The 18,925-nt window shown below is 60.1% G+C and carries 18 protein-coding genes; 12 read left to right on the top strand and 6 right to left on the bottom strand.

Annotated elements, in window-relative coordinates; translation table 11 throughout:
- The first annotated feature begins 189 nt into the window (after positions 1-189).
- The 3 genes from ACRWA7_RS11745 (at position 190) to flhC (ending at position 2,935) form a co-directional block, all read left to right on the top strand.
- Positions 190-1,251 carry a purine-nucleoside phosphorylase gene (locus ACRWA7_RS11745; protein ID WP_438391173.1) on the top strand — a complete coding sequence of 354 codons (1,062 nt, stop codon included), beginning with the start codon at positions 190-192 and terminating at the stop codon, positions 1,249-1,251.
- 693 nt (positions 1,252-1,944) lie between these two features.
- Entirely contained in the window at positions 1,945-2,262 is a 318-nt protein-coding gene (gene flhD, locus ACRWA7_RS11740) for a flagellar transcriptional regulator FlhD (protein WP_060818580.1), read from the top strand.
- Positions 2,263-2,275: 13 nt separating this feature from the next.
- Positions 2,276-2,935: a flagellar transcriptional regulator FlhC gene (flhC, locus tag ACRWA7_RS11735; protein WP_060818581.1), complete on the top strand. Its 660-nt coding sequence runs from the start codon at positions 2,276-2,278 to the stop codon at positions 2,933-2,935.
- Between the two features lie 117 nt (positions 2,936-3,052).
- Here the strand turns inward: flhC and ACRWA7_RS11730 are convergent, their stop codons facing one another.
- Entirely contained in the window at positions 3,053-3,661 is a 609-nt protein-coding gene (locus tag ACRWA7_RS11730) for a DNA-3-methyladenine glycosylase (RefSeq protein ID WP_438391172.1), read from the bottom strand.
- A 141-nt stretch (positions 3,662-3,802) separates the two neighbouring features.
- Positions 3,803-4,066, bottom strand: a complete 264-nt coding sequence (locus ACRWA7_RS11725) for a PepSY domain-containing protein (protein ID WP_438391170.1) — start codon at positions 4,064-4,066, stop codon at positions 3,803-3,805.
- 161 nt (positions 4,067-4,227) lie between these two features.
- On the opposite strand from ACRWA7_RS11725, the gene ACRWA7_RS11720 reads away from it, so the two are divergent.
- The gene (locus ACRWA7_RS11720) at positions 4,228-4,725 is read left to right on the top strand and encodes a DUF6496 domain-containing protein (protein WP_438391169.1); all 498 of its coding nucleotides are present in this window, start codon (positions 4,228-4,230) and stop codon (positions 4,723-4,725) included.
- Positions 4,726-4,807: 82 nt separating this feature from the next.
- Here the strand turns inward: ACRWA7_RS11720 and ACRWA7_RS11715 are convergent, their stop codons facing one another.
- Positions 4,808-6,136, bottom strand: coding sequence for an aspartate aminotransferase family protein (locus tag ACRWA7_RS11715; protein ID WP_438391168.1), 1,329 nt, complete (start codon positions 6,134-6,136; stop codon positions 4,808-4,810).
- Between the two features lie 182 nt (positions 6,137-6,318).
- Between ACRWA7_RS11715 and ACRWA7_RS11710 the strand changes: the two genes are divergently transcribed.
- Positions 6,319-7,728 (top strand): PLP-dependent aminotransferase family protein, encoded by a 1,410-nt coding sequence (locus ACRWA7_RS11710; RefSeq protein WP_438391167.1) that lies wholly within the window; start codon positions 6,319-6,321, stop codon positions 7,726-7,728.
- Between the two features lie 200 nt (positions 7,729-7,928).
- On the top strand, positions 7,929-9,266 hold the full coding sequence (locus tag ACRWA7_RS11705) for an Ig-like domain-containing protein (RefSeq protein WP_438391166.1): 1,338 nt from the start codon (positions 7,929-7,931) through the stop codon (positions 9,264-9,266).
- 129 nt (positions 9,267-9,395) lie between these two features.
- Here the strand turns inward: ACRWA7_RS11705 and ACRWA7_RS11700 are convergent, their stop codons facing one another.
- From ACRWA7_RS11700 to ACRWA7_RS11690, 3 genes are all read right to left on the bottom strand, one after another.
- Positions 9,396-9,557, bottom strand: coding sequence for a DUF1328 family protein (locus tag ACRWA7_RS11700; protein ID WP_031363615.1), 162 nt, complete (start codon positions 9,555-9,557; stop codon positions 9,396-9,398).
- Between the two features lie 247 nt (positions 9,558-9,804).
- Positions 9,805-9,969, bottom strand: coding sequence for a hypothetical protein (locus ACRWA7_RS11695; protein ID WP_157766605.1), 165 nt, complete (start codon positions 9,967-9,969; stop codon positions 9,805-9,807).
- A 261-nt stretch (positions 9,970-10,230) separates the two neighbouring features.
- A complete protein-coding gene (locus tag ACRWA7_RS11690) occupies positions 10,231-10,851 on the bottom strand; it encodes a LysE family translocator (protein WP_438391165.1) in 621 nt (206 codons plus the stop codon).
- Between the two features lie 212 nt (positions 10,852-11,063).
- Here ACRWA7_RS11690 and ACRWA7_RS11685 point away from each other — a divergent pair, with 212 nt between their 5' ends.
- From ACRWA7_RS11685 to ACRWA7_RS11660, 6 genes are all read left to right on the top strand, one after another.
- Positions 11,064-13,319, top strand: coding sequence for a VTT domain-containing protein (locus tag ACRWA7_RS11685; protein WP_438391164.1), 2,256 nt, complete (start codon positions 11,064-11,066; stop codon positions 13,317-13,319).
- Positions 13,316-14,053 carry an endonuclease/exonuclease/phosphatase family protein gene (locus tag ACRWA7_RS11680; protein ID WP_438391163.1) on the top strand — a complete coding sequence of 246 codons (738 nt, stop codon included), beginning with the start codon at positions 13,316-13,318 and terminating at the stop codon, positions 14,051-14,053. The genes ACRWA7_RS11685 and ACRWA7_RS11680 overlap by 4 nt, the downstream gene beginning before the upstream one ends.
- Before the next feature lie 163 nt (positions 14,054-14,216).
- The gene (locus tag ACRWA7_RS11675) at positions 14,217-15,419 is read left to right on the top strand and encodes an HlyD family secretion protein (RefSeq protein ID WP_438391162.1); all 1,203 of its coding nucleotides are present in this window, start codon (positions 14,217-14,219) and stop codon (positions 15,417-15,419) included.
- A complete protein-coding gene (locus ACRWA7_RS11670; protein ID WP_060818590.1) occupies positions 15,416-16,984 on the top strand; it encodes a DHA2 family efflux MFS transporter permease subunit in 1,569 nt (522 codons plus the stop codon). The genes ACRWA7_RS11675 and ACRWA7_RS11670 overlap by 4 nt, the downstream gene beginning before the upstream one ends.
- A 1-nt stretch (position 16,985) precedes the next feature.
- On the top strand, positions 16,986-18,521 hold the full coding sequence (locus ACRWA7_RS11665; RefSeq protein ID WP_438391161.1) for an efflux transporter outer membrane subunit: 1,536 nt from the start codon (positions 16,986-16,988) through the stop codon (positions 18,519-18,521).
- Between the two features lie 83 nt (positions 18,522-18,604).
- Positions 18,605-18,925, top strand: a complete 321-nt coding sequence (locus tag ACRWA7_RS11660) for a YnfA family protein (protein WP_438391160.1) — start codon at positions 18,605-18,607, stop codon at positions 18,923-18,925.

Here is an 18,925-nt window from a genome sequence, read left to right as displayed (position 1 = left end):
CTGTTGATTTTCGCGCATGAGCCGCTTCTATAATGCGCTCAGCACGATCCTTACATTGTTCTGCCGGTTCGTGCTTCAGTGCATGATTCACCTCGCGTTTCACCTTGTGTTTCCACTTCCACTTACGGTGCCGCCCAGATGAAATCAATTGTCCGCTCCTCGCCTGATTCAGTGTCTTTTCGCGCCCGCATGTTCAAACACTTTCCGAGCCTGACCGCGGTGGCCGCGACGCTCGCCTTCAGTGCGTGCGCGTCAACCTTTGCACAGGACGCCGATGACTTTCGCGGCAGTAGCCACTCGGGCCAGAACGTAAAGGTCATGATCATCTCCATGTTCGGTCCCGAAGGCCAGGTATGGCTCGACAAACTGGGTCCCTGGAAGACGGTCAGCGTGCCTGGTCTCTCGCCGGACTATCCGGTCGTGCATTGCAACAGGCAGGAAATCTGCGTGATGACGACAGGCATGGGGCACGCGAACGCGGCGGCGTCGCTGATGGCGCTCACCTTCTCCGATAAATTCGATCTGCGCCGCACGTATTTCATGATCGCGGGCATTGCTGGCATCGATCCGATTCGTGGAACGGTCGGGTCGGCTGCGTGGGCGAAATATCTCGTCGACTTCGGTATCCAGTGGGAAGTCGATGCCCGCGAAAAACCTGATAGCTGGCCGAGCGGTTATCTCGGCATCAATACAAAGAGCCCCGGCGAGAAACTGCCGCTCGACTACAAGACCGAGGTATTTCAGTTGAACCCGGCGCTGGCCGATGTGGCGTATGCGTTATCGAGGAACGTTGCGCTCTCCGACGGCGCCGAAGCACAGGCCGCCCGTGCGAAGTTCGGCTACGCGCCAGCCAACCAGCCGCCGAAGGTGATCCAGTGCGACACCCTTGCCGGAGACACGTGGTGGTCGGGAAAATATATTGGCGAGCGGGCGCGGGACTGGACAAAACAACTGCCCGATGGCAAAGGCGTGTATTGCACCACGCAGCAAGAGGACAACGCGACGTACGAAGCGTTGAAGCGCGCGGCGAGCGCCCACAAAGTGGATTTGAACCGCGTGGCCGCTGTGCGGACGGGATCGGACTTCGACAGGCCGTATGAAGGGCAATCCGCCTCCGACAATCTACTGAACTACGCCGCGCAGGGTGGTTTCGCGCCGGCTATCGAAAATCTTTATCGGGCTGGGAATCCGTTGGTGCAGGACATTGTCACGCATTGGGGCGAATGGCGCGACGGCGTGCCTCGACGTTGAATAGTGGCAATTGTTTCAACAACGCGGACGCATCGGGCGTTCGCGCCAACGTGTGAAATTAACGCGTTAACTTGAGCGCTATTCAGCTAAATCGCACCCGCCAGCGGTTCGCGTCATCCAATAACCGTTCCGAAAGATGCCGTTCGGGCTGTTACAAACCTGTCGTAACAAGTTCGTCTTGGCCGCCTATGGGAATTTTTTTCTGATGATTTGACACAAAAGAATGAAAGGAAAATGACAGAGCGCCAATGCGGGTTTTCCTTGTGGCGTATTCGCCAATCCAAAGGAAAGTTGTAACAACTGTTCGCTAAACTTAAACCTGTTAATTGTGAAAGCGTGTCAACCGAATCAATGTGGCGTCCGTTTTTTCCTTTGTAAAATCAAGCGACAAGCAAATTATCTGGCAAAAGACGGCGTACAAAAACAACGGCGCAACGTGGTCATTTTTCCCTGTTACAAACTTCAGAAAAACTTACCGATACCAACTGTTGTTTTATGGAAATTTATTATTGAGATGAGCTTGATTTCCCGATCCGCGCTACTTACAATCCGTTTCACAGTGTTGTTACAAGATGTAACGGACTGAAACAAGTTGAATGTAGCCCGACAGAACAAACGTTTGGCTAGGCAAAAAAGAAAGCCGGTAAAAAATCCGGCACGGTGCTCGGGGTTTATATCGAACGCAGGAACATCATGAACGGTCGCGAAACGCTGGACTCGATTCGAGAAATCAACTTGTCGTACATCATGCTTGCGCAGCGCATGCTGCGTGACGACCGCGCAATCGGGATGTTTCGACTCGGGTTGTCTAAGGAACTTGCCGACCTTCTGTCTGGGCTCACGCTCGCACAGGTCGTAAAGCTGGCGTCTTCAGACCAGTTGCTGTGTTTCTTCCGCTTCAACGATCACACCATGCTGGCAGCACTGACGGCGCCCGCGAAGCATGCGGATATTGCGCCGACGCATGCAGCCATCCTGCTGGCCGGTCAGCCAGCAGAACAGTTCGTCTAAGCACGAGAGCGCCATGCTTAAGAAAAGCCTCACCGAAGACGCACAAGAAGTTTTCCGCGCGATCGCCTTGATCGAACTCGGGGCGCGGATGCAAGTGCTCGAAAGTGAACTGACACTGTCGCGCGACCGGATGATCCGGTTGTATCGCGAGGTGAAGGGTGTTTCGCCACCTAAGGGCATGCTGCCTTTCTCGGCGGACTGGTATATGACGTGGCTTGCGAACATCCATGCTTCGCTCTTCTACAACACCTATGTGTTCCTGAAAAAGGAAGCGGGTTGCTCGCACCTCGATGCCCTGACCAAGGGGTATCGGCTGTATCTCGAACATTGCAGGAATAGCGATGTCGAGGCGGTACTCGATTTAACGCGGGCCTGGACCCTTGTGCGCTTTTTCGATGCAGGCATGCTGCAGCTCACCAAATGCTGCCGCTGCACTGGAAAGTTCATTGCGCACAAACATGATTTGCAAGAAAACGTGGTGTGCGGGGCCTGCCAGCCGCCGTCACGCGCGGGGAAGACCAAAAAAGCGGCGGCCGCCAAACAGGCGAGCGAGCAGACCGCGCTGGTGGAGTTGAGTGTTGTTTCGACCAATGAAGTGCCGGAACCGACGGCGCTCGAAAACGCGGCGATGCTACAGCCGCGCACAGAAAGCCTGATTGCACAGGCTGCTTGACGGGAGCGTTGCCGGCAGTCCCGAGGACCGTTTCTGACGGGGTGATTGCCGAAGCGCTGCTGTTACTTTAAAAAAATCAATAAGAACGATTTGGGCTGCCGAGGTTTGGCAGCCCTTTTACTTTTTGGCGAAGGAATCGCCGGCATCATTTGGAAAGGGCTTGCTGAAGAACTTCGACCCGGCGAGGCCAAAGCGCCAGGGCACGTCCATCGCCTTGGAAATGCCAATCCGCGGTCCGGTTGCGACCCGATAATCTTCATCGGGCATATCGATGTCAAACGGCGCCTCGAGCAGCGACATTCCGTTGTTCTTGTGCGTGATGCCGAGCGCCTGCGCCACACGGCCCGGTCCGGAGCAAAGCAGTTTCAGCGGTTCGAGGCCGCGCCGTTGCCGCATGGCGTCGAGTCCGGTCAGCGGTTCGATTGCGCGGATCAGCACTCCCGCGCCGTGTCCCGCTTCGCGGCAGACAAAGTTCAGGCACCAGTGAATCCCATACGACCGGTACACGTAGGCATGCGCGGGCGGCCCGAACATCACCGCATTGCGCGGCGTGGGGCCGGAAAAACTATGCGATGCCGGATCCTCGCGATCATAGGCTTCCGTTTCCACGATCCTGCCGCCCACGCCATCGACGCTCAGGATCGCCCCGATCAGGCGGCGCGCGACTTCTTCGGACGGCGCGTTGAAATCGTCGGGGGTTGCGGCGCGCAGGGGGAGTGATGTCATGAGCAATGAATGGGCTTGAGCGGATTCGACCGTCACATTAACAAGAATTGCGCTGCTTCATTGCTTTCGATCGTTGCCCTGTACCGAGAGTCCTTGCAAGGGTGAGGGCAGCGCGTGCTGCCCTGTAATTCCTACACGAACTTAACGCTTCAGTTCGTTTCTTGTCAGCGCGCCGGAATGGGGATCTACGTGGATGTCGTAGAACTGGCCTTGTTTCGTGGCTTCGCCTTCCCAGCGTCCGTCGTCGGCTTCCAGGCGTACCGCGTCATGACCCAGAGCCTTGACCTTCGAGATGGCCGCATCCTTCGATATCCAGTCCGCGCCCGGCTGGTCACGCGCAAACCCCGCGCTACTTGCTGCGAGCGCGAGGACCGCAACTGCGGCAATACCTGTTTTCTTCAACATTGGCTGTCCTTATCGAATCAGATTGAGGAATGGTCAATCTAACATAATGCTTACATTGCGAAGTGCGGCCAATCCTCGCGGTGGTTCAGCCAAGGCGTTGGCATAGGCATTGCAACGCTTTTCCTGTCAGACCAACGACCCTCTTTCAAAGGAGATGCATCATGCCGGAGAAGAAAACCATCGAACGCGCGCACGCTGCCAAACGCGCGGGTAAGTCGTCGAGCACGCAGGCTGGTGCGTTTGTAAAAGAGCAGATCGATCACGTGCGCGAAGGCAAGCACGGAGCCAAGTCGGCGAAGCAGGCAATCGCCATCGGCTTGTCGGAGGCACGCAGATCGGGAGTTGGGGTGAAAGCGCCGAAGAAGGGTGCGACGTCCGAACCCACGCGCAAGAAAGCTGCGAAGGATTCCGAAGCGGGTCAGCATAAAACCAAACGTAGTGCGAGTACGGAGTCGAAGGCGAAACGTTCGGCCACGTCCACGCGCGTGCTCAAGCGTGAAAGCACGAAGGCCGCGTCGCATACAGCGTTGTCAAGGCAAACGCACGCAAGCGCGAGCCGGCGCTCGGCGGCTGACCGGTCGGCATCGGCGAAAAAAGGCTGGGCCACGCGGCGCAAAGCCGCTTCTTCCAAGGCAAGCGCGGCGAGGCATGCACGTTAGAGCGTGGTGAACGCATGCGTTGCCAGATGCAAGAAGGCCGTTCCAACTGACGCTGGAACGGCCTTTTTTGCTGCCGACGGCGTTACTTGACCGTTTCGAGCACCTTGCGAACCGTGCTGAAAATCTGATCGATCTGGTTGTCTTCAATGATCAGCGGCGGCGAGAACGCGAGGATATCGCCGGTGTAACGCACCAGAACGCCCGCTTCGAAACACTTCACGAACGCTTCGTACGCACGCGCACCCGGAGCGTCATCGCGTGGTTCCAGTTCTATACCCGCGACCAGCCCAAGGTTGCGGATGTCCTTCACGTGCGGTGCGTCGCGCAGTGCGTGAGCCGCCGATTCGAACTTCGCCGCCTTCGACGCCGCGCGCTCGAACAACTGATCGCGCGCATACAGGTCGAGCGTGGCGATGGCAGCGGCGGCGGCCATCGGGTGCGCCGAATACGTATAGCCGTGGAACAACTCGATGCCATTCACGGCGCCCGCATTGATTACGGTGTCATGCACGTTGCGATGCGCGGCAACCGCGCCCATTGGAATGCTGGCGTTGTTGATGGCCTTCGCGAGCGTCATCAGGTCCGGCGTCACGCCGAAGAATTCAGCGGCGGTCGCCTTACCAAGACGGCCGAAGCCGGTGATGACTTCATCGAATATCAGCAGGATGCCGTGCTTCGTGCAAATTTCCCGCAGCTTCTGCAGATAACCTTGCGGTGGGACCAGCACACCGGTCGATCCCGCCAGCGGTTCCACGATCACCGCCGCGATCGTCGATGCATCGTGCAGCGCGACGATGCGTTCGAGCTCCTCGGCGAGATGCGCGCCCCACGCGGGCTGTCCTTTCGAAAACGCGTTGTGATCGGGCGCATGCGTATGCGGCAGATGGTCGACGCCCGGCAGCAATGCGCCCGAGAACGTCTTGCGATTCGGTCCGATCCCGCCAACTGAAATGCCGCCGAAACCCACGCCGTGGTAACCGCGTTCGCGGCCGATCAGCTTCGTGCGCTGACCTTCGCCGCGCGCGCGGTGATAGGCGAGCGCGATCTTCAGCGCGGTATCGACGGATTCGGAACCCGAGTTCGTGAAGAAGATACGGTCGAGGCCTTCAGGCATGATCGCCGCGACCTTCGTGGCCGCCTCGAACGCGAGCGGATGGCCCATCTGGAACGTCGGCGCGAAATCGAGCGTAGCGGCCTGCTGCTGGATGGCGGCGACGATTTCATCGCGGCAATGGCCGGCGTTCACGCACCAGAGACCGGCGCACCCGTCCAGGACCTCGCGGCCATCGGTCGCTTTGTAATACATGCCCTTGGCGCCTTCGATCAGGCGCGGCGCAGCTTTGAATTGCCGGTTGGCGGTAAAGGGCATCCAGAACGACGAAAGGTCGTCGATGACGGGGCGCGAAGTCATGTGAAATCTCCTGTTAGAACACGCAATGTAGTCCTCGATAAAAACCTGCGGCATAGACAGTTGTCCTGTCGCGCGAAGAACTGTGCTGGCAGAATGCTGAAAACTGTATTGGTGATCGGGCCGCGCGTGCTGCACACTGATCCGACCGGTCACCTCCCTGATCATCCTCTTTTCGGCGATTCATGATCGAACTTCAACTGGACCGCGATCGCGCGCAGGCGACGCTGGTCGAGCAGCTTGTAACGGCGTTTTCCAGCGCTATCGAACAGCAGGCGCTGCGCGCCGGCGCGTTGCTCCCGTCGGTGCGTCAGCTTGCGCAGACCGAGCGGCTGAGCACGTTCACGGTAACCGAAGCATATGGACGGCTTGTGTCGATGGGACTCGTGGTCGCGCGGCGCGGCTCGGGGTATCGCGTGGCCGCGCGTGCGGCGGCCGCCCCCAGGCGCAGCGTGGCGTGGCAACCGCCGAGCCTGACCGCGACGTGGTTGTTATCGGACGTATTCGCGGACCATTCCGTGCCGATCAAGGCCGGTTGCGGCTGGCTTCCGAACGAGTGGGTCAACGAAAGCGGGCTGCACCATGCGTTGCGCTCGGTGAGCCGGGTGCCCGCCGCGCGCATGGCGGACTACGGGCATCCGTACGGCTTTGCGCCGCTGCGCGAGCGCATTGCCGAGCAACTCGATCGCCATGGTCTGCCGGCGGACCCCGCCGCAAACGTGTTGTTGACGGCGGGCGCCACGCAGGCGCTCGACCTGATCGTGCGCACGCTGCTGCGTTCCGGCGACAAGGTCGTGGTCGAAGATCCGGGTTATTGCAATCTGCTGCAGATCCTGCGGCTCGCCGGGCTGGTTGTATTGGGCGTGCCGCGCACGCCGGCGGGTATCGATACCGACGTGCTCGAGCGGCTCGTTCTTGAACACGATCCCAAGGCCATTTTTCTCAACACGACGCTGCAAAATCCCACTGGCGCGACCTTTGGCATGGCGGCGGCGTTTCGCCTGCTGCAGATCGCCGAGCGGCATGACCTGTGGGTGGTCGAAGACGATGTCAGCCGCGAACTCGTGCCGCCCGGCGCACCGCTTCTGGCCGCAATGGAAGGGTTGAAGCGCGTGCTTTACGTCGGCGGATTTTCAAAGACGATCACGCCGGCATTGCGCTGCGGTTACGTGGTCGCCGAACGCGATGTGTTGCGCGAACTGGCACGCACGAAGATGGCGGTGGGGCTGACTTCATCGGCGGCGACAGAGCGGATCGTTGAAAAGGTGCTGACCGAAGGACGCTACGCGCGGCACGTGGATGCTGTGACGGAGAAGTTGAAAGACGCGCATATGCGCGTCGAGGAGCGCATGGATGGGCTCGGGCTCGAGGTGTTTTGCAAGCCGCGCGCGGGCTTGTTCCTGTGGGCAAGGTTGCCGGTCGAGCCCGAGCACGCAATTGATCTGGCGACACATGCGCTGGAAGATGGAATCTGGCTTGCGCCGGGATCGTATTTCCGTCCCGGCGATGCCGCAAGCGACTGGTTTCGTTTCAACGTTCCATATTCCACCGAGGATGCGTTGTGGAGTTTCATCGAAAAATGGCTAGGACGGTGAACCAAACCGTTTTTGATGAATGCTTCTAATAATTTGCATAATAGGAGCAATCGCGTAGTTCGTTTCGTTTATGAAGCACACCATTGCCCCGCAAATCAATTGATAACCGCAGAGGAGCAGTTGATTGCGCACGTGCGACAGAGCTCGACCCCGCGTCGGTTTTGATGCATGACATTTCAATAAAAAAGAGGGCAAAAAAGATGGCATTTCAAACTCGCGATCCTTCGCAAGCGATCATTACGTCGGTCGGATCGGCGCTCAACGGTGACGTCTTGTTCGATACATTGCCGGTCATCAGGGGCACGGCTGACGCTGGAAACGTCGTCGAGATTTATGATGGCGTGCGATTTCTCGGCACTACCGTTGCGGCAGCCGACGGTGTCTGGTCGTTCACGCTCGTGATCCCGCTTAAGGCCGGTCTTCACAAGTTCGCCTCCATTGGCGTGGACAGCGAGAACAACCGCGGCGCATCGTCAGAAGTGCTGAGCGTCGTGCTCAGCCTGCCAGTGGTTCCGGCGCCGTCAATAACGGGCTTTCTCGATCACGCCGGACTGTCGATTGTATTTGACAGCGCGACGACAGAGTCGCATCTGCAAGTGACTGGAACCGGCAGGCCCGCGGACGTGATCACCGTCTTCGATGGCGCGCATCTGATCGGCTCCGCCGTCACGGATAGTGCGGGTGCGTGGTCGCTCACTCCTGCCGTGGCCTTGACCGACGGCACGCATGACTTTCACGCGGTGGCGTCGAATGCAGCGGGGTCACAAAGCGCTCAATCGAACCACGCGGGGATCAGCATTGACACCAGCACGCCCGGGCGGGCAATCATCAACGCGGTCACCGACAATGTGGGTCCCATCCAAGGGCCGGTTGACAGGGGAGGCTTGACGGACGACGCGCTTCCCATCATTAGCGGAACTGGCAAGGCCGGCAATATCATCACCTTGTATGACCAGACCACGTTGCTGGGAACCGCTCATATTGACGCGAACGGAATCTGGTCGATACAACCCGCCGATTCCTTGGCGCCGAGCGTTCATGCGTTGACAGCGATTGAATCCACCAAGGCTGGCACGCAGGGCTCACCCTCCGCCATCTTTATCTTTTTCGTGGACACGGCGCATGTTTTATCGGCTCAAGCGTCGGTCTTGCATGACGTTGCGCCTGATGGTCCGCTTGACAGCGCGCACACATCAGGCACGGTGAGCAGCCATCACGTTTTCGATACTGCGCTCGGATTGAAACTCGCGACCACGAAGAGTTCGATAGTTGACCCTGAAATTGGACAGCATGGCGCGCTCAAGCTGTCGCTCGCCGATGTCTTGCCGCCAGCCGAAAGCGGCCTATTTCAGCGCGCAGAGCCTGACCAGGTGAGAGCGCTGGACAAGTCCGGCTTGCACACTGAAGGGCTGGACGAAGCACAATGGCGGCTCGGCGGCATGCCGAAGGACTGCGGGCCCATGCGCGACGACAACGGGCATTTGGTTGTGCAAGTTGACCTGCTGCCGCAATCGGGCGTTGACATTGTGTTTCACTAAAGTGTCGGACGCACGCCGCCATGTCACGGTGTGACATGGCGGCGTCAATCCAGTGACAAAAAAGCGCGAGCATGCTCGCGCTTTTTTGCATCCTAACAACGGCGCCCTCGATTCACGGGCGCCGAGGCTTCATCGCCTGAACACGCCGAGCAGCAACGTAGCCAGAAAGATCACGATGAAGATGAAGAACAGGATCTTCGCGATTTCGGTTGCGCCGCTCGCGATACCGCCGAAGCCGAAGAATGCCGCGATGATCGCGATGATGAAAAAGATGACAGCGTATCGAAGCATGAAGCCCTCCAAAGGGTCGATTTATCGGATTGATTTGCGCGCTGGCTTTGACGCCCGGCCGCTTTGATTGCTTGAACTGCCATTGTGTCCTGCAGCGCCGATGGTAGAGCAACTCTCATGCCCAATGGGTCACAAATCGTCAACGCGATGTGCGGCACGCAGGACGTCCGTAAAAAAGCCGCACTGCGTTGCGCATGTGCGGCTGATGGAACGCGCCCGAGATGCGCGTAAAAGTGACCCAGAGATGTTATCGGCGGGGTGTGCCGGTGTCGGGTTCGTCGTCGAGATCGTCTTCGTCGGCGTGATTTAGCGCGTCCGGCAGGTTGTTCTCGAGTTCATCGCGTTCAATCTGATCGGCGAGGTCGAGGGACTTGCGTGTTGCGGGACCGGACGGACGGTTAGCTCCAGACATGGCGACTCCTTGGGAGATTTCAAAGCCGCGCCAACAAGGCGCGAGTTGATCAGGAAGCAAGCTTCGTACATGCCTGTCGATCCCCGGGTACGGTGGAACGCGCGCAGTTCTTGCCGCTTTGAACGGCTAAAGTTGCAATGGGGCTGCACATTTTGCGCGGCGGCAGGCGAGTCCAGTATGCACCGCTTAGGAAAAAATAGGCTGAATCCGACAAACCGGATGGTTAAATCCGCGCGAGGATTGCAACGAATGAATCAGTGGCTACACAAACGCGCGTTCCACAATCGGATACAGGGACAGCACGAGCAGCGCAGCCATGGTCCAGTTGAACGCGCGCAGCCAGCGCGGTTTCGTGAGCAGCCGGCGCATCGATGTGCCGAACGCCGCCCACAAGATGATGCAGGGCATTCCGACCACGATGAACACGATCGCCATGAGCACGGCGTTCATCGAGATGCTTGAATGCAGATGGATGGTGGTCGCGGCGGTGAGGACCATCATCCAGGCCTTCGGATTGATCCATTGGAACGCGGCGGCTTCGATGAACCGCATGGGCCGGCGCTCGCCGTCGCGGACCTGGACGGCGGAGGAGGTCGCGATCTTCCACGCCAGGTACAACAGGTACGCCACGCTGAGCGTTTCGAGCACGGTGTACGCCCATGCGAAGTGCTCGAACGCCTGCGCAACGCCGAGCCCCGCAAGAATCATCAGGATCGCGACGCCCACGCTGATGCCGAATACATGAGGCATGGTTCGCCGCAATCCAAAGTTGACACCAGATGCAAGCAGCATGGTGTTGTTCGGGCCGGGCGTGATGGAAGTGACGAGCGCGAAGAGCAGGGCGGCGGGCAGCGCGGTCATCAAGGCGGTATCGAGTTGCATGGTGTTCCTGGTCGAGCCTTTCTAAGATCGGTCGCGCCAGTTTATGAGAATGGATCGGTACAGTACCGGTACAGATTGGCGGATCGTTTCCTGTACGGTGTATCGCTGGCTAGACGAGTTGATTTTTGCCGCACTGCAGTGCCAGGCACATTGCTTGCAAAATTTTTCGATGACCCCGATCAATCGCCTGTCTTTTCCTCGCCGCCCGACGCATGAGCAATGAAGCGTTTTTTCAACCCGGCCGCAATTGCGACAGCGTGCGCCACGCCGATCGCTTTAGCCTGCTGATCGACGGGGCGGACTATTTTCGTGTGCTGCGCGAAGCCATCACGCGCGCGCAACGCACGGTGTTCATTCTGGGCTGGGATATCGACAGCCGCATGAAGCTCACGCCCGAAGGCGCCGACGACGGTTACGCCGACGCTCTCGGTGAATTCCTGCACGACGTCGCGGCGACCAGGAAACGGCTGCGCATCTACATCCTCGCGTGGGATTTCGCGATGCTGTACGCGTTCGAGCGCGAATGGCTGCCGGTCTACAAGATGGGCTGGCGCTCGCACCGGCGCGTGGCGTTCCAGATGGACGGCAAGCATCCAATGGGCGGATCGCACCATCAGAAGGTGGTGGTGATCGACGACAAACTGGCGTTCGTAGGCGGTCTGGATCTCACGCGTTCGCGCTGGGACACGCGCCGGCACGACGCCCAAGACCCGTTGCGCCGCGATGCGAACGGCGAGCCGTATCAGCCATTCCACGACGTCCACACGATGTTCGACGGCGACGCTGCGCGCGCGATGGGCCTGCTTGCGCGCGAACGCTGGCGGCGTGCATGCGGGCGGCGTTTTGCAATCCGCTCGCATCGCGCGATGAGCGGGAGCGATCCCTGGCCGCCGTCGCGCGCGGTGGATCTCGAAGACGTGGATCTTGCCATCTCGCTGACCGAACCCGCGTTCGACGGCCGTCCCGGCGTGCGGCAGATTCGCCAGCAGTACCTCGACGCCATCGAACGTGCGCAGCGCAGCATCTATATAGAGAACCAGTATTTCACGGCGGGTTCCATTGGCGCGGCGCTCAAGAGCATGCTCGAAAAGCCCGATGGTCCCGACATCGCCATCGTCGCGCCGCGCATGCAAAGCGGCTGGCTGCAGGAAATGACAATGGGCGTCCTGCGCGCGCGGCTGCACCGCATGCTGGAGGGCGCGGACACGCACGACCGGTATCGGCTGATGTCGCCTGCAGTGCCGGGGCTGGAGACGGGCTGCGTGAACGTGCACAGCAAGCTGATGATCGTCGACGACGAACTGTTGCTCGTGGGATCGGCAAATCTCAACAACCGGTCGATGGTGCTCGACACCGAATGCAACATCGCTATCGACGCCAATGGCGACCCGCGCATCCAGGCCGCGCTCGCCGGCATGCGCAACTCGCTGCTTGCCGAGCATCTCGGCTGCGAGACCGAGGAATTTGCCCGTGCACTTGAAGGGCGCCGCCTGAACGACGCCGTCGCGGTGTTGATGAAAGACGCCGCCGAACACCGCACGCTCGAGCGCCTGAACCCGACCGTCGCGCCGGATGTCGATCGGCTGGTGCCACCCGAAGCGTTGATCGATCCGGAAAAACCGGTCGAAGCCGATCAGCTTGTTGAGCAGTTCGTGCCGGTCGACAAGCCGCATCGGCTGATCGGACGGTTTGCATTGCTAGGCGTGCTGGCGTTGCTGATTGTGGGATTTGCCGCCGCATGGCACTGGACGCCGCTTGCCGATTACCTGAATCTCGCAGCGCTCTCGCGCCAGACGCGGCGCATCGATACCCTGCCGCTCGCGCCGCTCTGGATTCTGCTGGCTTATGTGCTTGCCGCGGTTGTATCGATACCGGTCACGCTCCTGATTGCAACCACCGGTCTGGTTTTCGGCGCGGCCTGGGGCAGCTTTTATGCGCTCGCGGGCACGCTCGCCGCAGCGGCCGTCACGTATTTGCTGGGCGAATGGCTCGGCCGCGATGTCGTGCGCCGCCTGGCGGGCGCACGCGTGAACAAGCTCAGCGAGCGCGTCGCGAAACGAGGGCTGGTCGCGGTTGTCATCCTGCGCATCTTGCCGGTCGCGCCTTTCACTATCGTGAATCTGGTTGCGGGCGCATCCATGATCGGCCTGCGCGATTTCATGCTTGGCACGCTGATTGGCATGGGGCCGGGCATTTTGCTGACGGTCGCGTTCGCGCATCAACTCGTGGCTTCGCTGCGGCATCCGACGGCCATGTCCTTTGCCGTGCTGATCGGAATTGGCGTGGCGCTGGTGGCCGTATCGGTGCTGCTGCAGCGGTTTCTCGGCCGCAAGGAGCGCGCGGAGCACGACGAGCGGCAGCGTGAGCGTGCAGCGCGGCCGCCGCATGAGCGTGTTGTCGACGTGGAAGTGCAGGCGTCGAAAGAAGCAGTACACGAGGCACGGCAAGCCGGCGAGGTGGACTCATGACGTCGATGCACGAGGTTCGCATCGAACCGCCTTCGCTTTCTTCGCGCGGCCTCCGGATCGCTACTTACAACGTGCATGGCGCGGTCGGCGTGGATGGCAAGCTCGCGCCGGAACGCATCGCGGCGGTGCTCGCCGAAATCGATGCCGATATTTTCGCGCTCCAGGAAGTGCCGTTGGGCGGCAGCGCCGCGCCCGATGTGCTCGCGGCCCTTCAGCGCATGACCGGCCTTCACGCGGTCGCGGGCCCGACACTCGATACTCCCGCGCGCCGCTACGGCAATGCGGTGCTGACCCGCTTCCCCGTGCGCGCGGTGCGCACGCTCGATCTGTCGTTCAGGAGCCGCGAACCGCGTGGCGCGCTGGATGCGGATATCGATTGCGCCGGAGAGACGTGGCGCGTGGTGGCGACGCATCTCGGGCTGGCATCGAGTGAAAGGCGCGCGCAAGTCGAGCAGGTGCTGCAACGTTTCGATACGCCGGAACTACCCGTCATTCTTCTTGGCGACCTCAACGAATGGTTTGTGTACGGGCGCACGCTGCGCCGGCTGATGTCGCATTTTTATCGCGCGCGTTCTCCGAAGACTTTCCCCACGCGATACCCGTTGTTCGCACTGGACCGGATCTGGGTGCATCCGGGCGAGCGCCTCATGAAGGTCGAGGTACACAAAAGCGCATTGGCGCGGGTGGCGTCGGATCATTATCCGTTGATTGCACATTTATCCGCGCGAGCCTGAAGTGCGAGGTCAAGGCACGAGGTTTGCTACAGCACACCGCTTGCGCTGAACCGTTTACGGTAAAGAAATTGCCAGCGCCCCAACTCCATTTCTGTCGACCTCTTGCCTGACGTTGAGGATCTGATCCCGCGCGTTTCAGGCTTGAACGAGTGAGAGAAGCCTGATGCCCGATCAAGACGAAAAACCCGACCACGACTCCGACCGTTCCGACGATAAAAAGGAAGACCCAAAAAGCGATTCCGGCAAGGACAAGAACGAAGGCAAAAGCGACGACAAAGACGACAAGAAGGATCAAGACGGCAAGGACGAGAAAGGGGGCAGCAAGAAAAACGGCCTTGGAAAAAAGCCGCTGATCATTCTTGCGATAGTCGTGATCCTGATCATTGTCGCGGGCGTGATCTGGTGGTTCGCGACCCGCAACCAGGTCAGCACCGACGACGCTTACACGGACGGCGATACCGTCACCATCGCGCCGAAAGTATCGGGTTATGTGGTGGTCATGAATCTGGGCGACAACAAGTTCGTCCACAAGAACGATCTCCTGATCAAGATCGATCCTCGCGACTACCAGGCGCAACTCGATCAGGCGAATGCGCAGCTTGGACTTGCAAAGGCCCAGCTCAACGCGGCCGAAGTACAACTGGCCATCGCGAAGGTTCAGTATCCGGCGCAACTCACCCAGGCCAAGGCGCAGGAGCAAAGCGCGCAAGCCAGCCTGACGCAAAGCCGCGCGGCCTATGAGCGCCAGCATTCGGTGGACATTCGCGCAACATCGCAGCAAAACATCGATACAGCGAACGCGCAGCAACAAAGCGCGCTTGCCAACGTCGCGCAAGCCCGTGCGCAGGTCAAGACGGCAAGCCTCGTGCCGCAGCAGATCAGTCAGGCCCAGGCTACCGTCGATGAACGCCGCGAACAGGTTCATCAGGCAGAAGCGCAAGTCGAAGCGGCCCAGCTCAATCTCTCTTACACCGAATTGCGCGCACCCGCCGACGGCTGGGTCACCAGACGCAACGTGCAATACGGGACCTTCCTTCAGGCGGGCACGTCCATCTTTTCGCTGGTGACGACGACTGTCTGGATCACCGCGAACTTCAAGGAATCGCAACTCGAGCGCATGCGTCCGGGCGACGCGGTGGATGTGTCCGTCGACGCCTATCCCGACCTGAAATTGCACGGTCATGTCGACAGCATCCAGCTTGGCAGCGGTTCGAAATTCTCGGCATTCCCTGCTGAAAACGCGACGGGCAATTTCGTGAAGATCGTGCAGCGTGTGCCGGTAAAGATTCTGATCGATAACGGCACGCAACCCGACTTGCCGCTGCCGCTCGGTCTTTCGGTCGTGCCGAAGGTGATGCTGAAATGAGCGAGCGTGCCGACTGGAAACCGAAGTCCAATCCATGGCTGATCGCGGTTGTCGTCACGCTTGCGGCGTTCATGGAAGTGCTCGACACAACCATTGTCAACGTCGCGCTGCCGCACATTTCGGGTGCGATGTCGGCAAGCTACGACGAAGCAACGTGGACGCTGACCGCGTATCTGGTAGCAAACGGAATCGTGCTGCCGATCTCCGCGTTTTTCTCGAAACTGCTGGGACGCAAGCGCTATTTCCTGATCTGCATTGCTGCATTCACACTCTGTTCGCTGCTGTGCGGCCTTGCCACGGACCTGTGGCAACTGATCATTTTCCGGGTGCTGCAAGGGTTCTTCGGCGGTGGTTTGCAGCCCAACCAGCAGTCCATCATATTGGACACGTTTCCACCGGAACAACGGGGCCGTGCGTTTTCGATTTCCGCCGTAGCCATCGTCGTCGCGCCCGTGGTCGGACCTACGCTCGGCGGCTGGATTACAGACAACCTCACGTGGCGCTGGGTGTTCCTGATCAACGTGCCCATTGGCGTGATCACCACCATTGCAGTGATGCAGTTTGTGGAAGACCCGCCGTGGGAGCGCAAGCAGGACCGGAAGAAACTCGGGCTGGATTATGTCGGTATCGGCTTGATTGCGCTGGGTCTGGGGTGTCTGCAGGTGTTCCTCGATCGTGGCGAGGACGACGACTGGTTCAAGTCCGGCTTCATCACCACGTTCGCGATCCTTTCGTTGATTGGCATTGTGGGTGCTGTCTTCTGGCTGCTATATGCGAAAAAGCCGGTCGTCGACCTGCGCGTGCTGAAAGACAAGAACTTCGCGCTGAGTTCCATTTGCATGGTCGGCTTCGCCAGCATCCTGTACGGCAGCGCTGTACTCGTGCCGCAACTCGCGCAGCAGCAACTCGGATACACAGCAACGCTCGCGGGCCTCGTGCTGTCGCCCGGCGCAATGATGATCGTCGCGATCATTCCTGTTGTCAGCAAACTCATGCCGATCATACAAACGCGCTTTCTCGTGGCGTTCGGTTTCTTCCTGATGGCCTGTGCGTTGTTCTTCTCGCATCACCTTGTGCCGAACATCGACTTCAAGACGCTGACCATCATGCGAAGTTCGCAATCCATCGCAATTGCATTCCTGTTCGTGCCTATCACAACGCTTGCTTACTTGACGCTCAAGCCATCGGAGAATGCGGATGCGTCCGCGCTCTTCACCATGTTCCGCAACGTCGCGGGATCGATCGGCATCTCGCTTTCCACCGCGATGATCATAGAGCGCACACAGGCGAACATGGCGCATATGTCAGTGCATATGACGCCGCTCAGCCAGAACTATAACGATTCCATACAACGCCTCACACATACATTGATGGACATGGGCCAGACAATGCAGCAAGCCATGACGACAGCGACCGGCCTCATGTACAAGCAGTTCATCTCGCAGTCCACCATTCTGGCGTACACCGACGTGTTCGGCGCGGTGGCGATTTTCGCGCTGTGCTTTGTGCCGGTGACGTTGTTCTTTTCGCCGGTGAAAGCGTCGGGCGGCGGGGGAGGGCATTGAGATGAGCAAACGCCTGACTTCGTTGACGCTTGCGCTCGCCACACTATTCACGAGCGCGTGCTCCGTCGGTCCGAATTTCACACAGCCTGATGCAAAAGCGCCTGAGAACTGGCGCGACTTGCAGCGCGTGCAAAACCCGCCGGACGACATGCGCATTCCCCACGTCGGCGTGCCGACGATCATCGATACAAATGCCGACCCCGACCCGCGATGGTGGCGCGACTTTCACGACGCCACGCTCGACTCGCTGATCGATCGCGCTATTGCGGGAAATCTCGATCTGCAGAGCGCCGTGCTGCGGATCACGGGGGCGCGGGAACAAGCGGTCGCAGCCGGTGCGCAGGGCTTGCCGCAAGTGAGCGCAAACGCGAGCTACATGCGCGAGCAGCTTGGCCTGAAAGGCATACTCGAATCGCAGGGCGCGTTCGACCAGATCAACGCGCTCGGCGCGAACGCACCGCGCGTGCGCAGCGCAATCGATTCGGCGACCGGTCCGGTCAATCTCTTCCAGGATGGCTTCGATGCATCGTGGGAACTCGATCTGTTCGGCCGCGTGCGGCGCTCGGTGGAATCGGCGAATGCGCAGACGCAATCGGCTATCGAAAATCGTAACGACGCGCTTGTCTCGCTCGAGGCCGAAGTCGCGCAGACCTATTCGCAATTGCGGGGCGCGCAGTTGCTCAAGCAGATCACGCTCGCCGAAATCGATTCCGAACAGCAGATCCTCGATTTGACGCGGGAGCAGGCGCGTGTCGGCCTGACGAGTCAAAGCGATGTCCAGAGCGCGACGGCGCAAGTCGGCTCGCTCCAGGCACAGCTTCCCCAGTTCGCTGCACAGATCGCGCAGGCCATGAACGGCCTCGCGGTGCTGACCGGCAGCGCGCCCGGCGCACTCGATGCCGAACTGGAAACGCCCGGCGCCGTGCCGCCCGCGCCGCCGAGCGTGCCGGTTGGTTTGCCGTCGACGCTGGCGCGGCGGCGGCCGGATATCCGTCGTGCGGAAAGCGACCTGCATTCGGCTACGGCTGAAGTCGGCGTGGCGGTCGCGCAGATGTATCCGGATATATCGTTGACGGGCAGCGTGGGGACGCGCGCCACGCGGGCGCGTTATCTCGCGCACTGGTCGAGCCTGTTCTATTCCGTGGGTCCGAGCATTTCGCTGCCGATCTTCGAAGGCGGCGCGTTGCGGGCGAACGTGCGGATCGCGAAATCGCAAGCGGCGGAAGCGGCGCTGCAATACCGGTCGACCGTGCTGAAGGCGCTGCAGGACGTGGATAACGCGCTGGTGTCGTACAGGACGGACCAGGACCGGCGCGAGGCGCTCACGCGAACCGTGGAGGCCAACCGCATCAACCTGCAACTGGCAACTGACAGCTACAGAAAGGGACTGGTCACCTTCATCACGGTGCTCGATGCCGAGCGGCAACTCGCTTCGACGCGCCAGCAACTCGCGCAATCGACTGTCAGCGTCACGACCGACCTGATAGCGGTGTACAAGGCGCTGGGCGGCGGGTGGGAGCAAGGCGGCACGGGCTGACGCGAAAATTACTTGCGTTGGGCGGCGCGCTGGGTTCTTCTGTGGGTCCTTGTGCGCTGCATGCCCGTTCTGACCGTACCTTCATGAAGACCTTCCTGCTTTACGTTGTCACCGCCATTGCCGAGATCGTGGGCTGTTATCTTCCGTATCGATGGCTCAAGGAGGACGGCTCGCCGTGGCTCCTCGTGCCGGGTGCGTTATCGCTGGCGCTGTTCGCGTGGCTTCTCACGCTGCATGCGAGCGCGGCCGGCCGCGTTTATGCGGCGTACGGCGGCGTGTATATCGCGGTTGCGATCATGTGGCTTTGGGCCGTCGAGCGGATTCGTCCGTCGAGCTGGGACTGGGCCGGGATGGCGATCGCGCTGGTCGGCATGGGCGTGATCGCGTTCCAGCCGCGCGGCTAG

It is taken from the genome of Caballeronia sp. DA-9, assembly GCF_051615025.1.
Taxonomy (GTDB): domain Bacteria; phylum Pseudomonadota; class Gammaproteobacteria; order Burkholderiales; family Burkholderiaceae; genus Caballeronia; species Caballeronia sordidicola.
This window is presented reverse-complemented; position numbering and strand designations above follow the sequence as displayed.

What these genes read in the sequence shown, in the direction of transcription:
- ACRWA7_RS11690 (WP_438391165.1), bottom strand. Translation starts at nt 10,851, where the DNA reads ATGCAACTCGATACCGCCTTGATGACCGCGCTGCCCGCCGCCCTGCTC.
- ACRWA7_RS11680 (WP_438391163.1), top strand. Translation starts at nt 13,316, where the DNA reads ATGACGTCGATGCACGAGGTTCGCATCGAACCGCCTTCGCTTTCTTCG.
- ACRWA7_RS11705 (WP_438391166.1), top strand. Translation starts at nt 7,929, where the DNA reads ATGGCATTTCAAACTCGCGATCCTTCGCAAGCGATCATTACGTCGGTC.
- ACRWA7_RS11745 (WP_438391173.1), top strand. Translation starts at nt 190, where the DNA reads ATGTTCAAACACTTTCCGAGCCTGACCGCGGTGGCCGCGACGCTCGCC.
- ACRWA7_RS11665 (WP_438391161.1), top strand. Translation starts at nt 16,986, where the DNA reads ATGAGCAAACGCCTGACTTCGTTGACGCTTGCGCTCGCCACACTATTC.
- flhC (WP_060818581.1), top strand. Translation starts at nt 2,276, where the DNA reads ATGCTTAAGAAAAGCCTCACCGAAGACGCACAAGAAGTTTTCCGCGCG.
- ACRWA7_RS11710 (WP_438391167.1), top strand. Translation starts at nt 6,319, where the DNA reads ATGATCGAACTTCAACTGGACCGCGATCGCGCGCAGGCGACGCTGGTC.
- ACRWA7_RS11675 (WP_438391162.1), top strand. Translation starts at nt 14,217, where the DNA reads ATGCCCGATCAAGACGAAAAACCCGACCACGACTCCGACCGTTCCGAC.
- ACRWA7_RS11670 (WP_060818590.1), top strand. Translation starts at nt 15,416, where the DNA reads ATGAGCGAGCGTGCCGACTGGAAACCGAAGTCCAATCCATGGCTGATC.
- ACRWA7_RS11660 (WP_438391160.1), top strand. Translation starts at nt 18,605, where the DNA reads ATGAAGACCTTCCTGCTTTACGTTGTCACCGCCATTGCCGAGATCGTG.
- ACRWA7_RS11730 (WP_438391172.1), bottom strand. Translation starts at nt 3,661, where the DNA reads ATGACATCACTCCCCCTGCGCGCCGCAACCCCCGACGATTTCAACGCG.
- ACRWA7_RS11695 (WP_157766605.1), bottom strand. Translation starts at nt 9,969, where the DNA reads ATGTCTGGAGCTAACCGTCCGTCCGGTCCCGCAACACGCAAGTCCCTC.
- ACRWA7_RS11700 (WP_031363615.1), bottom strand. Translation starts at nt 9,557, where the DNA reads ATGCTTCGATACGCTGTCATCTTTTTCATCATCGCGATCATCGCGGCA.
- ACRWA7_RS11685 (WP_438391164.1), top strand. Translation starts at nt 11,064, where the DNA reads ATGAGCAATGAAGCGTTTTTTCAACCCGGCCGCAATTGCGACAGCGTG.
- ACRWA7_RS11715 (WP_438391168.1), bottom strand. Translation starts at nt 6,136, where the DNA reads ATGACTTCGCGCCCCGTCATCGACGACCTTTCGTCGTTCTGGATGCCC.
- flhD (WP_060818580.1), top strand. Translation starts at nt 1,945, where the DNA reads ATGAACGGTCGCGAAACGCTGGACTCGATTCGAGAAATCAACTTGTCG.
- ACRWA7_RS11720 (WP_438391169.1), top strand. Translation starts at nt 4,228, where the DNA reads ATGCCGGAGAAGAAAACCATCGAACGCGCGCACGCTGCCAAACGCGCG.
- ACRWA7_RS11725 (WP_438391170.1), bottom strand. Translation starts at nt 4,066, where the DNA reads ATGTTGAAGAAAACAGGTATTGCCGCAGTTGCGGTCCTCGCGCTCGCA.